Genomic DNA, 13,767 nt, shown 5'->3' on the forward strand with positions numbered 1-13,767 from the left:
GCCGAATCCGTGGGTCGTTCGGGAGCGGGTCAGGCGCCCTCGACGGCGGGGGTGACGCGCAGACCTTCCATGAAGCGGAGCACGTTCTCGTCGACGATGATGTCACTCGGGCGCAGCGGCCGGGTGAGGTAGAGGCCGTTGAGGCTGGTCAGCCGGCTCAGCGCCACATAGGTCTGGCCGGGGCTGAACACCCGGGTGCCGAGGTCGACGATTGCCCGCTCGTAGGTGGCGCCCTGCGACTTGTGAATCGTGACCGCCCAAGCCAGCCGCAGCGGGAACTGGGTGAACTCGGCCACCACGTCCTTGCTGAGCTTTTTCGTCGCCGCGTTGTAGGTGTACTTGAACTTCTCCCACACCGTGGGCTCCACCTCGTGGGTGGTGCCGTCGATGTCGACGTACACGGTGGAATCGACCCTCGTCACGGTGCCGATGGTGCCGTTCACCCAGCGCGGACCCCCGTCGAGCGGGTTGTCGTTACGCAGGAACATCACCTGGGCACCGACCTTGAGTTCGAGAACCTCGTCGGCCGGAAAGGTGCGCCCACCGAAGTCGCCGGTGACTTCGGCCTTGGCCGAGAGGGATTTACCGGACAGCCTCTTGAGCGCGGCAGCGTTGATGCGGTTGACCGCGTCGTTGCGGGTAGCCAGCGTGATGACGCCCTCGCTCGGCGGGGTACGCGCTCCCGCACCGTTGAGCGCCCCACCGATCTCTTGCGTCACCTGGCCATAACGCACGGCATTGAGCATCGTCTTGAAGCCGGCGTCGTGCTGGCGGTGGATCTCGGTGAGTTCGAAGATCTTCAGCTCGGCGCTCTGCCACACCTTCGCGTCGAAGAACCACATCGAGCGGTAGGTGTCGGCGAAATAGGCACGCTCTTCGGGGTCGCCCGGCACCGGAGCGAGCTGGTACGGGTCGCCGAAGAGCACGATCTGCACGCCGCCGAACGTGTCGTGCGGGCGCTGCCTGGCCTGACGGAGGCTGCGGTCGATGGCGTCCATCAGGTCCGCGTTGACCATGGAGACCTCGTCGATGACGACGGTGTCGATCGTGTTGAGCAGTTTGCGCAGTTGATCGTTCTGGTCGATGGCGTGATCGGCGATGACGCCGATCGGCAGCCGGAACAACGAGTGCAGGGTCTGGCCGCCCACGTTCAGGGCTGCGACGCCGGTCGGCGCCGCGATGACGATCTGCTTGCTGGTGTTCCAGGAGAGGTGGTTGAGCAGCGTGGACTTACCGGTTCCGGCCCGGCCGGTGACGAAGACGTTCTGCTTGGTGCCCTCAATCGCGGCGAACACTTCGGCCTGCTCGCGCGAAAGCGGAATCTCGGGGGGAAGCGCGGTCACGGGGGAACTTTCGGTGGGATGCGGGGCGATGCGGGGCGGAGGCACGAGGAGCATCGCGTTTCCCTTCCACTGTAACCGTCCGGCCGGGGGCCTACCCACTACCCGGCCTGCCGGTGGATAACTCACCGAGGCCGGCGGAACCGGGCGACGCATCCGCACCGTGCCCGAAGGTGGCCCCCGTAGGATGTGGAGGTGAGCTACGGGGTCGGTAACGGGGTGCGGCGGGCGCGCTATCTGCGTGCCGCGATCGCGGTGTGTGTTGTCTGCGCCATGCTCGGCGCCGCCCTGGTCGCCACCATCGGCGCTCTCAACCGCGATCTGTACAGCCCCGCCGGGTTCGTGCGGCAGTACCTCGACGCGCTGGCCACCCACAACACCGACACCGCGCTGGCACTTCCCGGCGCGGAACCGACGGACGCCGACCTCGAAGCGGCCGGTCTGCCCCAGGACCTGCCGCGCACGCTGCTGCGCCCCTCGGTGCTGAGCTCGATCACCGACATCGAATTCGTCAGCGACACGGCCAGCTCCGCGGACACCGAGGTGGGCCAGAAGAGCCAGCACACCGTGGTGTTCGACTTCAACCTGGACGGCACTGCCACCTCGATGGAGTTCACCGTGGAACGACTCGGCACCGTTGCCGGCCTGTTCAGCACCTGGGGCTTCGCCACGAGTCCCCTGGCCGTGCTGCAGGTCACGGTGCTGCACGAGGCCGACTTCTCGGTGAACGGCCTCACCCTCGACACCCGGGCCCACGCCGCGGCCGACGCCCCGATCACGTTCTCGAACCGGGGCGCCTACCTGGCCTTCGCCCCGGCGGTCTACGACGTCTCCCACGATTCGGCGTTGCTCACCGCGCCCGTGCACAGTGTGCCGGTCGTCACCTCCGGCGCCGCCGAGGTTACCGTGGACGCGGTCCCCAACAAGACTTTCACCAGTCAGGTGCAGACCAAGCTCAACGAGTTCCTCGACGAATGCGCCACCCAGCAGGTGCTGCAACCGTCGAACTGCCCCTTCGGCATCGAGATCGACAACAGGGTCAAGTCCGCCCCGGCGTGGTCGATCGCGCAGTACCCGGAGGTCGTCCTCACCGGCGGCGAGACGGCCTTCGACATGCCCAGCACCGGGGGTCAGGCTCACATCGTGGTCGACGTGCAGTCACTGTACGACGGCGATCTGAGCACCCGCGATGAGGATGTCCCGTTCTCGGTGGCCCTCACCGTCACGATCCAGCCCGACGGCGCCCTGGCCATCCAGCTGCGCTAGCGGCACCCGGCCGGCTCCGGCGCTACCTGTCGTGAGCGGCCAGGCGGGCGAGGCGCTCGTTGTAGTCGTTGAGCTCGGCCTCGCCGGTGCGATCGGCGTTGCGGTCCCGACGCTTGGTTTCCTTCTCATCGCTGCGCCCCCACTGGATGGCCACGATGATGGCCAGCGCGATGGTCGGGATCTCGCCGACGCTCCAGGCGATCCCGCCGCCGGCCTGCTGGTCGGCCAGGGCGTTCAGCCCCCAGTCGCGGCCCATGGCGCCGTACCAGTCCGCCAGGAGCAGGCCGGTGCCGGTCATCAGGGCCAGGCCGAAGAAGGCGTGGAACGCCATGGTGCCCAGCAGCAACAGCAACCTGAAGGTGTACGGCAGGCGGAACGGCACCGGGTCGATACCGATCAGCGACTGCACGAACAGGTACCCGGTGATCAGGAAGTGCACGATCATCCACTGGTGGCCGATGTGGTCCGTCGTCGCCCAGCTGAACAGCGACGTGTAGTAGAACACCCACAGCGACCCGGCGAAGAGCACCGCGGCCACGATCGGGTTCGAGATGATGCCTGCGAAGCGGGAGTGCACGGCCAGCAGGATCCATTCACGGGGGCCCCGGCTGCCGTCACGGCGCATCCTGATGGCACGGGCCGCCAGGGTGACCGGGGCGCCGGGAACCAGCAGCACCGGCACCAGCATCGTGAGGGCCATGTGCGCGAGCATGTGGGTGGAGAAGAGGTACTTCTCGTACACGTTCACGCCGCCGTTGGTGATGTAGAACAGGGTGACCATGCCGACAGTCCAGAGGATGGTGCGGTGCAGCGGCCAGCTGTCGCCGCGGCGGCTCAGCCGCCAGACCCCGGCGAGGTAGAAGAAGATGCCGAACGCGCAGAACAGCCCCCAGGCGAGATCGAAGTTCCACTCGGTGAAGTACCTGGCAAAGGTGAGCTCGGGGGGCAGTGGCTCGCCGGTGAGGATCTGGGCCGGGGTGGCGGTGGGGATCGCCGTCGTGACCACTTGGGCGACCGGAGTGGCCGTTCTGGCCAGGGCCGCGGCCACGCCGCTGGCCAGGCCCATGAACGCGATCTCACCCACCACGAGCCACCAGAAGAAGGTGTCGGTGCGGCCGGCGCCGCTCTGCATCCGGCTGATCAGGTACCGGCGCTGCAGCACGCCGAAGCCGCCGAGCACGAGCAGCAGGGCCACCTTGGCGAGAACCAGGATGCCGTAGCCGGTGAGCAGTTGGTCCCAGCTGCCCACGCGCAGCTCGGCGCTGACGTAGCCGGATGCGGCGACCACCACGAAGCTGACCAGCGCGAGGGTGGAATACCGGCCGACGACCTCACGCAGGCGTGTGGACGAAAGCTGGTTGTGCAGCAGGACGATGGTGAGCAGTCCGCCCAACCACACGGCAGCGAAGATCAGGTGCAGGCCCAGGGCGGTGATGGCCGCGTCGTGGCCCTCGGCGCCGGCGGAGTGCCCCTGCTGGGCCATCGGCAGCAGCGCGAGCAGGGCGAGCACGGTGACGAAGACCAGCGCGGTCTGGTTGCGCACGGCGAAGCAGAGCACGGTGACGGCGGCGGCGATCAGGGTGGTGGACAGCCACGCCTGGCCGAGCTCGATCTGGCTGAAGAACTGACCGACGGTGGCGCTGAACGTGTCGTTGAAGCTGACCGTGGCGTTGGTCACCTGGAGGAAGGTGAGGAAGCCGGTGACCGCGGACGCGATGGTGAGGAAGGCGGCGGAGCCGGCGGCCAGGTCGATGGCGGTGCCGTACTCGCGCTCCTTGGGGCTCAGGGCGAAACAGGTCAGGACCAGGGCGCCGATGGTGCCGGCTGCGCCGAGGTTGACGAGCAGCTTGGCGACCGGAAGGCCCCACCGCACCAGGGGGCCGGGATCGGCGAGCAGCTGGGCCTGGGCGCCGCCGCCGTATGCCAGGCCCGCCACCGTCGCCACAATCGCGGCCAGCAGCAGGGCTGCCGGCCCGATGATTCGAACATAACGGGGCACCCCTCCAGCTTAACCGGCGGGGGAAGCCGAACCCGCCGTGGCCGGTGGCCGCGCAGCCGGTCGGCGCCGGTTAACGAGCGGTGGGCGCCGACCGAAGTCGACGCCCACCGGTACTACGAAAGCTGAAACCTACTTGGCGGCAGCCTTGAGCTTGCTACCAGCGGTCAGCTTGACGCGGTGGCCGGCAGCAATGGCGATCTCTTCGCCGGTCTGCGGGTTGCGGCCGGTGCGAGCAGCGGTTGCGGTGCGCTCGACGCCGAGCCATCCCGGGATGGTGACCTTGCCGTCGTTCGCAACGGTGTCGGCGAGGGTTGCAAAGAAAGCGTTCAGAACGCCGTCGACAGCAGCCTGGCTCTGGCCAGAGTCTGCGGCAACCTTGGCAACGAGCTCGGTCTTGTTCAGCGACTTGTCAGCCATTGAGTGTCCTCCTCGGACCTTCGTCTGTAAAAACAGGTATTCACGTGAAGCGGGCGCGTTTGGAAAACGCCTCCGTTGGTCGGTTCGACCGCGTTGAATCTAGCATTGATCCGCGGGATTCCGCGGATTTACGGCGTTTTGGGCCGCTTTGCACGGTGGATTGGGGTGTGTTTATGCTGTGCGCGAACTGAACGCCCCCGTACGGGGACGGCGGTGCCGTTCGGCCGTGGACACAGAACAGGGGATGTCCGACCGAAGTCGGACATCCCCTGTGGATACTGCGCTGTTCGCGGTTACGCGATCAGTAGCTGGTTACCAGCTGGACTTGGTGATGCCGGGCAGCTCGCCGCGGTGCGCCATGTCGCGGAAACGAACGCGCGAGATGCCGAACTTGGAGAGGTGGCCACGGGGACGACCGTCAACCGCGTCGCGGTTGCGCAGGCGAACCGGCGAGGCGTTGCGGGGCAGCTTCTGGAGGCCCTTGCGAGCCTCTTCGCGGGACTCGTCGGTGCCGGCCGGGTCGACAAGAGCCTTCTTCAGCTCAAGGCGCTTGACGGCGTAGCGCTCGACGATAACCTTGCGCTGGTTGTTCTTGGCAATCATGCTCTTCTTCGCCATTTTTAGCGCTCCTCACGGAAGTCAACGTGCTTGCGCACTACGGGGTCGTACTTCTTGAGTACGAGACGGTCGGGGTTGTTGCGACGGTTCTTCTTGGTCACGTAGGTGTAACCGGTTCCTGCCGTCGAACGCAGCTTGATGATCGGACGTACGTCCTGAGCCTTAGCCATTAGATTTTCTCCCCACGTGCGAGCAGGTCCTTGACGACCGACTCAATGCCGCGAGCATCAATAACCTTGATGCCCTTTGCCGAGAGGGTCAACGTGACGTTGCGGCGAAGCGACGGCACGAAGTACTTCTTGGTCTGCACGTTCGGGTCGAAACGACGCTTGGTGCGCCGGTGCGAGTGTGAAATGTTGTGTCCAAAGCCGGGAACGGCTCCGGTCACCTGGCAGGTTGCTGCCATGGTTTTCCTCCAATACCGAAGGGCGAATGCCCTTCCCAAGATCTCTTGTCGGCCAGCTCGCGTTGGATTCCACCCGGAAGCGGCCGGCCGAAAGGTGAGTTTCAGCGGCTGATTCGGTGGGAAGAAAAGTCACGAACAAGCAATGCACGCACAGATATGCGCAGCAGCTACTCAGCTTACGGGGTGGGGCGGTCCGATGCAAGCGCGGTGCACGCTGCGCAGAGGCCGAAGATGTCGATGACGTGCGCGGCTTCGGTGAATCCGTGCTTCGCCGCCTCCTCGGTGGCCCAGTTCTCGATGGCGTCCACCTCGATCTCCACGGTGAGTCCGCAGTTGCGGCAGATCAGGTGGTGGTGGTGATCCGTGGTGCTGCACGCCCGGTACAGGCTCTCGCCGTCGGGCGACTGCAGCGAATCGGCGTCGCCCTCCAGCGCCAGGTCGGCGAGCGCGCGGTAGACCGTGGCCAGGCCGATCGGGGAGCCGCTAGTGTGCAACGCGGAGTGCAGGCCCTGGGCGCTGACGAACCCCTCGGCGCGGCCGAGCTCGGTGCGCACGGCCTCTCGCTGCCAGGTGTTTCGCTTCATGATTCCAACCGTAGCCCGACGCGGGCGGGAGTGTGCACGCCTCCGGTGCGCGCGGCCAGCGAACGTGCCGCCAGGGCGAGCAGGAAACAGGCGGCGGCGGTGAGCGCGATGGCGGGCCCTGCCGCCACGTCGAGGACGCGGGATAGCAGCACGCCGACGACCCCGGATCCGGCGCCGATGAGCGGCGCGAGCACGACGATGCCCGCCGCGGTACGCATCAGCAGCCGGGCCGCCGCGGCGGGGGCGGCGATCAGGGCGATGGCGAGGATGGCGCCCACCGCGGGCATCGCGGTGACCACAGTGGCGGTGATGAGCACCAGGGTGAGGAGTTCAATCGGCCACTCCCGGTATCCGGCCGCCCGGAAGCCGGTGCGGTCGAAGGTGGAGAACAGGATCTCCTTGCCGAAGAGGAGGGCCGCGAGCACCGCGACGCCGAGCACCGCGACGGCGAGAATCACGTCGCCGTCGGTGACGGTGAGGATCGAGCCGACCAAATAGGACTCCACGTGCACGGGCAACGACGGGTTCAGTGCCTGGAGCAGCACGCCCAGCGCGAACCCGGCGGTCAGCATGATGCCCGACGCCACCTGGCTGCCCTGCCGGCGCACCCGGCCGAGCAGGGTCATCACCATGACGATCACAGCGCTGGCCACGGCGGCGCCCAGGGGGATGCTGACGCCCAGCAGCGCCGCCGCGACCGCGCCGGGGAACGTGGCGTGGGTGAGTGCCTGGGCGAAGAAGGTGCGCCGGCGGAGCAGCACCAGGGTGCCGACCAGGCCGCTCAGCGCACCGATCACGGCTGCGGCGAGCAGGGCCGTCTCGAAGTAGCCCATCAGGCGGTCACCGATTCCGGCTGCGGCGGGGTGGCCGGCTGGGCGGGGCGGCGCATCCGGTCGACCGCGAGCCGGCCGAGGAGCACGAGCAGGTAGCCGGCCACGAGCACCAGCACCACGGTGGCGCCGCTGGGCAGGTCGATGCCGGCGGTAACGGAGGCTTCGAAGCCGAGCGTCAGGCCCACCCAGGCGCACAGTGCGGCGAAGCCGGCCGCGAGCGGGAAGAGAGCCCAGAGCCGCACCGTGATCAGCCGGGCGACGGCGCCGGGCACGATGAGCACCGCGAGGACGAGAAGGTTGCCGACGGCGCTCGACGCGGCGACCACCACGAGGGCGATGGCCACGTTGAGCACCAGGTCGAGCAGCACCGGCCGGTAGCCCGCCGCGGCGATCGCGGTGCGGTCGAATGCGCGGAAGACCTGCTGCTTGAGGGTGAGGCCCACCAGGAGCAGCGCGATCGCGCAGATGACCAGCGTCTGGGTCACCTCGGCGGCCGTCACCGTGAGCAGCCGGCCGAAGAGCAACTGTTCCAGCTGGCCGGCATAGTTGGTCTGCCGGGAGACGACGAGGATGCCGATGCTGAACATGGCCGTGAAGACGATCGCGATCGCCGCATCCCCCGACACGGCTCGTCGGGTGATCACGGTGAGTACGATCGCGGCCAGGACCGCGGCGATCATGGCGCCGACGAAGAGTCCCTCGCGGCCGCCCCAGACGAAGCCGATGGCGATGCCGGGGAAGACCGAGTGGGTGAGACCGTCACTGATGAATTCGAGGCTGCGCAGGTTGACGAGCACTCCCACGATGCCGGCGACCAGGCTCAGAGCGAGCAGCACGACCAGCGCCCGCGCCATGAACGGCAGGGTGAACGCGGTGACGAGGGGCCCGAACAGGTCGGCCATTCAGTGGCCTTCGTGGCCGGGGACGACGAGCGTGTGCTGGTCCATCTCGACGCCGACCTCGTGGAAGGTGCGCTGCACGTTGTCGAGGGTGAGCACGCTTTCCCGCGGGCCGAAGGCGACCTGGCTGCCGTTGAGCAGCAGAACCCGCTCACACACCGCCCGCGCGAGTTCGAGGTCGTGGGTGGACACGAGCACGGCGACGCCGTCGGCCTTGAGCCGCTCGACGGTGCCGACGAGGGCGTCCCGGTTGGACTGGTCGAGCCCGTTGAAGGGTTCGTCGAGCAGCAGCAGCCGGGGGCCGGCCGCCACGGCGCGGGCGAGCAGGCCGCGCTGTTGCTGGCCGCCGGAGAGTTCGCCGAACCGGGTCTTGGACAGGCGTCCGAGTCCCACAGTCTCCAGCGCCGCGGCAACGGCCGTGCGGTCCTTCTTGCCGGGCAGGCGCAGCCAGCCGAGTTCGCGGTAGCGGCCCATCATGACGACCTGCTCGAGGCTGACCGGGAACTCGGGGTCGAGCTCGTCGGTCTGCGGCACGTAGCCGATGCTCCCGGCTGGGGCCGCGGGCTGGCCGAGCACCTCCACGGTGCCGGACGTTTGCTGGATCAGCCCCAGGATGCCCTTGAGCAGGGTGGACTTGCCCGAGCCGTTGGGCCCGATCAGCGCGACGGCCTCACCGGCATGCAGGTCGAAGTCGATGCCGGTCAGAGCGTCGCGCTGGGCGTAGGCGAACGAGGCCCCGGAGACGCGGAGGGCGAGCGGTGCGGGCATCCGCTGCTGAGAAGGGTTCTCGTTCACTGTTCAACTATTGCAGGTCGGCGGGCACGGCGCTGGGCGTCACACCCCAGGACTCGAGGATGAGGCTGACGTTATGCAGCTGGGAGGCGATGTAGGTGGAACCGGCGCTGTCGGCCGGGCCGAGCGAGTCGCCGTAGAGGGCGTCGTCGCCGGAGTAGACCGCGACCCCGGCCTCGGCGGCGATGGTGTCTGCCGCCTTCGGGTTGATGGAGGCCTCGGAGAAGACGGCCTTGACACCGGTGGCCTTGACCGCGGCGACCAGGGCGTCGATTTCGGCGGCACTGGGCTCGGCGTTGTCGTCGAAGCTCGGGATGACGCTGCCGACGTAGGTGATGCCGTAGGCGGCGGTGAAGTAGCCGAAGGCGTCGTGGTTGCTCACCAACAGGCGCTCGTCGGCGGGGACGGCGTCGATGTTCTCGTGGATCCAGCCCTCCAGCTCGGCGAGCTGGGCGGTGTAGGCGGTCTCGTTGGCCTCAAAGTCGTCGGCGTGGGCGCTGCTGGCGTCGGCCAGGCCGTCGGCGATGGTGGCGACCATGGCCTCGGCATTTTTCACGTCGGTCCAGATGTGCGGGTTGCCGCCGGAGTGATCGTGGCCGTGCTCGGCTTCGTCGTCGTGCTCGGCCTCGTCGTCGTGGCCGGCCTCGTCGCCCTGGATGGTGATGCCCTCGTCGGAGTCGATGGTGACGCCGTCGAAGCCAGAGGCCTCGATGGCGTCGTCGAGCCACTCCTCGAGCCCGACGCCATTGATCACGAGCACATCCGCGGCGCCCAGGGCCGTGAGGTCGGCGACCGACGGGTCGTAGCTGTGCGCGCTCTGGTTGGCCTGGATGAGCTGGGTGACCGTGACGCCGTCGGCGTCGCCGACGATGTTGCGGGTGAGGTCGGCGATCTGGGTGGTCGTGGCGACAACCTTGAGGTCGTCGTCCGATCCCGCGGCGTTGGTGGCGGTCGCGGAGCATCCGGCCAGCACGAGTGCCGCGGAGGCGGCCAGGGCGGGCAGGAGCAGTCTGGTGGTCTTCACCTGTGGAACGCTACGCCTATTGATAATGATTGTCAAAACCATTAGCCGGGTCAGGTCAGAGGTGCCGCAGGTACCGCTCGGGGGCGTCGAGGAAGCTGGCCCAGTTGGTGACCAGGTCGAGGTCGCGCCAGGCCCGCTCGCGCAGGCCCCATTCGCCGACCTCGAGGATGCGGGCGCCCGGCAGGGCGGCGAGCAACGGCGAGTGCGTCGACAGGATCACCTGGGAACCGCCCTCGGCCTGCAGCGCCTTGAGGTGGCCGAGCAGCGCCAGGCAGCCGGAGAAGGACAGGGCGGACTCGGGTTCGTCGAGCACCCACAGGCCCCGCCCCCTGAACCTGTCGACGGCCAGCTCGAGGAAGGATTCCCCGTGCGAGATCTCGTGGAAATTCGGTTCCGGCCGGCTGCCCGGATTCTCCTCGAGGTAGGTGAAGAAGCCGTGCATGGTCTCGGCGCGCAGGAAGTAGCCGCGGCGGGTGGTGCCGGCGCTCCGCACCAGCCGCAGGTGGTCGTGCAGGGAGGATTCGCTGACCCGGGTGGAGTTGCGTGCGCCCGTGGAGCCGCCCTCGGGTGAGAGTCCCCAGGCCTGGGCGATCGCCTCGACGAGGGTGGACTTGCCGGCACCGTTCTCTCCGACGAAGACCGTCGCCGGCCCCAGGTCGAGTCCGTCGTCGAGCAGCTGGGCCACCGGTGGCAGGGTGGCGGGCCAGGTGTTCCTGGCACACGGATGCTGCGGGTCCTCCTCGATCCGGCGCAGGGGCGTGCTCTCGAAGACCATGCCCCATCCTCCCCCTCCGCACCGCGATTCGCCGACCAGCAGCGGCCCGACGTGCGGCAAACACCCCCTTCCCCGGCGTCGAAGGGGGAATCTGCGGCAACTCGGCGATGCACCCCACCGGTGACATCGGGCACACTCCCCCGTCAGGGCCCACAAAGGGGGAGGTTGCGGCAACTCGCGGTGGCGACGCCCGCCGTCTACTCTGTTGCCATGAGAGCACGCGCCGGAAAGGGCACCGCACCGCCCGCCGGGAGCCTGCCCACCCCCGCCCGCTCCGGTCGGATCGCCCGGGCCGGCCGGGCCGCCCGGTCGGTACCGCCGGCCCCTTCGAGGCCGGACTCGGTGCAGCCGAACCTTGCGCAGCCGGATCCGGTGGCGATGCTGCGCCCATGGCGGCTCGACGACGCGGCCGGCCTGCAGACGGCGTTCACCGGCAGCACGGACCTCGCCGCCCAATTCGGTGCCATCGAGTTGTCCACGATCGCCCGCTGCCAGAGCTTCATCGCCGAGAACCTCACACCGGCCACCGTCTCCCGGCAGAACTTCGCCATCAGCGTGGACGGCGTCGCGGTGGGGAATGTGGGCATCGGCAGCATGGAGCACCGGCACGGCACCGGCTGGGTCTACTACTGGTTGTCCGCCGAAGCACGCGGGCGGGGCCTGGCGACGCTCGCGCTCGCGTCGATCGCCGACTGGGCCTTCACCGAGCAGGGTCTGCACCGGCTCGAGCTCGGCCATCGCACCAACAACCCGGCCTCCTGCCGGGTTGCCGCCAAGGCGGGCTTCGCCTTCGAGGGCATCGAGCGGCAGAAACTGAAATACGGCTCCGAGCGCTTCGACGTCGAGACCCACGCCAGGCTCCGCACGGATGCCCCTCCCCCGGTCCGCCCGCTGCCCACCGCCACCTTCTAGGCCCGAGCGACTGACCAGCCATGTCGCCGCAGCCCGTTGCCCCTTCCGAGGTGGTCGACCGTCTGCGCGCGGCCGGCTGCGTCTTTGCCGAGGACGAGGCCCGGTTGCTGGTGACGGCCGCCGTCACGCCGGCCGACCTGGAGCGCCTGGTGGTGCAACGCACCTCTGGCCTACCGCTCGAACAGGTGCTCGGCTGGGTGGAGTTCTGTGGGCTGCGGATCATCGTGAAGCCGCGAGTGTTCGTGCCGCGCCGCCGTACCGGCCTACTGGTGAAGCGGGCGGCCCCGCTCATCCGGCCGGGTGCGGTCGTGGTCGACCTCTGCTGCGGCACGGGCGCCGTCGGCGCCGTTCTGCTCACCGGGGAGCCGACCCTGACCCTGTACGCCGTCGACATCGACCCTTCGGCCACGGCCTGCGCCAAGGAGAACATCGCCCCGCTGGGCGGTACGGCGCTCACCGGTGACCTGTTCGCCCCGCTGCCGCCCGGCCAGCTCGGCAGGGTCGACCTCGTCGTGGCGAACGCACCGTACGTGCCGACGGATGCGATCGCCCGGATGCCGCCGGAAGCGCGGCTGCACGAGGCCAGGGTCGCGCTGGACGGCGGCCCCGACGGCCTCGAGGTGCAGCGGCGCCTCGTGGCGGCGGCTGGGGACTGGCTGGCGCCCGGCGGGCACCTCCTCGTGGAGACCAGCGCCGGGCAGGCCCCGCACACCGCGGCCATCTTCGCCCGGCACGGGCTTACCCCTCGCGTCGTGCACTCCCGGAAGCTGGACGCCACCGTGGTGACCGGCACCGCCTGATCGGCATCGCCTGATCGGCACTGCGTGCCGTCACTGCGCCCCCTACGGGCCGCTGCGCCCGCTATAGCGGGCGCGCCCGCCCGCAAGAGGCGCAGTGAACGGCGGGACGACGCCCCGCGGCCACGAACGAGCCGCGAACACCGCGCACCGAAACGGCTACTCCAGGAGCAGTGCCGGCTCCTCGATGATGCTGGCCACGTCGGCCAGGAACCGGCTCGCCACGTCGCCGTCGACCACGCGGTGGTCGAAGCTCGCACCGATGGTGGTGACGAAGCGCGGGCGCACCTCACCGTCGACCACCCAGGGCTTGAGCTTGATGGTGCCCAGCGCCACAATGCCGGCCTCACCGGAGTTGAGGATCGGGGTACCGGTGTCCATGCCGAACACGCCGATGTTGGTGATCGTGATGGTGCCGTTGGCCATCTCGGCCGGGCTGGTCTTGCCGTCCCTCGCCGTGAGGGTGAGCTTCTCGAGGGCGCCGGCCAGCTCGAGCAGGCTCATGTCCTGGGCTTCCTTGATGTTGGGCACGATCAGGCCGCGCGGGGTGGCCGCGGCGATGCCGAGGTTCACGTAGTGCTTGATCACGATCTCCTCGTCGGTGAAGACCGAGTTGACAGTGGGGTTGCGCCGCACGGCCCAGATCATGGCCTTGGCCATGATCAGCAGCGGCGACACCTTGACACCGGCGAAGTCGGTGGAGACCTTCAGCCGCTTGACGAACTCCATCGTGCGGGTGGCGTCCACGTCCACGAACAGGCTCACGTGCGGGGCGGTGAAGGCGCTGCGCACCATGGTCTGCGCGATGACCTTGCGCACGCCCTTGACGGGGATGTGCTCTTCGCGGTCGGTCGGCCACTCCGGCGTCTGGATGTTGCGGAACACGCTGGCCTGGGTGGCCTCGCGCAGCACGTCCTCCCGGGTGACGTCGCCGAACCGGCCGGTGGGCTCAACCTGGCTGAGGTCGACGCCGAGGTCCTTGGCCAGCTTGCGGATCGGCGGCTTGGTGATCACCGGGCCGGCGGGTCGGGCGGGCGCGGGGGCGCCGGCCGGCTTGGCGGATGCGGCGGGCGCGGTCGCCGGACGAGCCGGCGGCGTCGCTCGG

At 68.8% G+C, this 13,767-nt stretch carries 16 protein-coding genes; 3 read left to right on the top strand and 13 right to left on the bottom strand.

The annotated features are described in order from the left end of the window. Positions 1 to 29: 29 nt before the first annotated feature. Positions 30 to 1,343, bottom strand: coding sequence for an ATP-dependent RecD-like DNA helicase (locus CXY76_RS11370; RefSeq protein WP_233199716.1), 1,314 nt, complete (start codon positions 1,341 to 1,343; stop codon positions 30 to 32). A 192-nt stretch (positions 1,344 to 1,535) separates the two neighbouring features. Here CXY76_RS11370 and CXY76_RS11375 point away from each other — a divergent pair, with 192 nt between their 5' ends. Continuing rightward, entirely contained in the window at positions 1,536 to 2,606 is a 1,071-nt protein-coding gene (locus tag CXY76_RS11375) for a hypothetical protein (RefSeq protein WP_104164517.1), read from the top strand. 22 nt (positions 2,607 to 2,628) lie between these two features. Here CXY76_RS11375 and CXY76_RS11380 read toward each other — a convergent pair whose 3' ends face one another. The 11 genes from CXY76_RS11380 to CXY76_RS11430 form a co-directional block, all read right to left on the bottom strand. Next, the gene (locus CXY76_RS11380) at positions 2,629 to 4,605 is read right to left on the bottom strand and encodes a cytochrome c oxidase assembly protein (protein ID WP_199190274.1); all 1,977 of its coding nucleotides are present in this window, start codon (positions 4,603 to 4,605) and stop codon (positions 2,629 to 2,631) included. 129 nt (positions 4,606 to 4,734) lie between these two features. Beyond that, complete coding sequence (locus CXY76_RS11385; protein WP_066598601.1) at positions 4,735 to 5,022, bottom strand: HU family DNA-binding protein; 288 nt, start codon at positions 5,020 to 5,022, stop codon at positions 4,735 to 4,737. 312 nt (positions 5,023 to 5,334) lie between these two features. Next, positions 5,335 to 5,640: a 30S ribosomal protein S14 gene (gene rpsN, locus CXY76_RS11390; RefSeq protein ID WP_104164519.1), complete on the bottom strand. Its 306-nt coding sequence runs from the start codon at positions 5,638 to 5,640 to the stop codon at positions 5,335 to 5,337. 2 nt (positions 5,641 to 5,642) lie between these two features. Further along, a complete protein-coding gene (rpmG, locus tag CXY76_RS11395) occupies positions 5,643 to 5,810 on the bottom strand; it encodes a 50S ribosomal protein L33 (RefSeq protein WP_066598602.1) in 168 nt (55 codons plus the stop codon). Beyond that, positions 5,810 to 6,046: a 50S ribosomal protein L28 gene (rpmB, locus tag CXY76_RS11400; protein ID WP_066598603.1), complete on the bottom strand. Its 237-nt coding sequence runs from the start codon at positions 6,044 to 6,046 to the stop codon at positions 5,810 to 5,812. The genes rpmG and rpmB overlap by 1 nt, the downstream gene beginning before the upstream one ends. Positions 6,047 to 6,222: 176 nt before the next feature. Continuing rightward, positions 6,223 to 6,633: a Fur family transcriptional regulator gene (locus CXY76_RS11405; protein WP_104164521.1), complete on the bottom strand. Its 411-nt coding sequence runs from the start codon at positions 6,631 to 6,633 to the stop codon at positions 6,223 to 6,225. Further along, positions 6,627 to 7,463, bottom strand: coding sequence for a metal ABC transporter permease (locus CXY76_RS11410; protein WP_104164523.1), 837 nt, complete (start codon positions 7,461 to 7,463; stop codon positions 6,627 to 6,629). The genes CXY76_RS11405 and CXY76_RS11410 overlap by 7 nt, the downstream gene beginning before the upstream one ends. Then, the gene (locus CXY76_RS11415; RefSeq protein WP_104164525.1) at positions 7,463 to 8,365 is read right to left on the bottom strand and encodes a metal ABC transporter permease; all 903 of its coding nucleotides are present in this window, start codon (positions 8,363 to 8,365) and stop codon (positions 7,463 to 7,465) included. The genes CXY76_RS11410 and CXY76_RS11415 overlap by 1 nt, the downstream gene beginning before the upstream one ends. Further along, the gene (locus tag CXY76_RS11420; RefSeq protein WP_233199718.1) at positions 8,366 to 9,157 is read right to left on the bottom strand and encodes a metal ABC transporter ATP-binding protein; all 792 of its coding nucleotides are present in this window, start codon (positions 9,155 to 9,157) and stop codon (positions 8,366 to 8,368) included. A gap of 7 nt (positions 9,158 to 9,164) precedes the next feature. Then, positions 9,165 to 10,178 (bottom strand): metal ABC transporter substrate-binding protein, encoded by a 1,014-nt coding sequence (locus tag CXY76_RS11425; protein ID WP_233199720.1) that lies wholly within the window; start codon positions 10,176 to 10,178, stop codon positions 9,165 to 9,167. A gap of 55 nt (positions 10,179 to 10,233) precedes the next feature. Further along, entirely contained in the window at positions 10,234 to 10,953 is a 720-nt protein-coding gene (locus CXY76_RS11430; RefSeq protein WP_104164531.1) for an AAA family ATPase, read from the bottom strand. Positions 10,954 to 11,163: 210 nt separating this feature from the next. Here CXY76_RS11430 and CXY76_RS11435 point away from each other — a divergent pair, with 210 nt between their 5' ends. Next, positions 11,164 to 11,865 (top strand): GNAT family N-acetyltransferase, encoded by a 702-nt coding sequence (locus CXY76_RS11435; RefSeq protein ID WP_233199722.1) that lies wholly within the window; start codon positions 11,164 to 11,166, stop codon positions 11,863 to 11,865. A gap of 20 nt (positions 11,866 to 11,885) precedes the next feature. After that, a complete protein-coding gene (locus CXY76_RS11440; protein WP_104164535.1) occupies positions 11,886 to 12,665 on the top strand; it encodes a putative protein N(5)-glutamine methyltransferase in 780 nt (259 codons plus the stop codon). Positions 12,666 to 12,821: 156 nt separating this feature from the next. On the opposite strand, the gene CXY76_RS11445 is transcribed toward CXY76_RS11440, so the two are convergent. Then, the coding region (locus CXY76_RS11445; RefSeq protein ID WP_104164577.1) for a dihydrolipoamide acetyltransferase family protein at positions 12,822 to 13,767 on the bottom strand (946 nt) is incomplete at its 5' end.

The sequence above is a fragment of the Cryobacterium sp. N22 genome, assembly GCF_002929555.1.
Lineage (GTDB): Bacteria > Actinomycetota > Actinomycetes > Actinomycetales > Microbacteriaceae > Cryobacterium.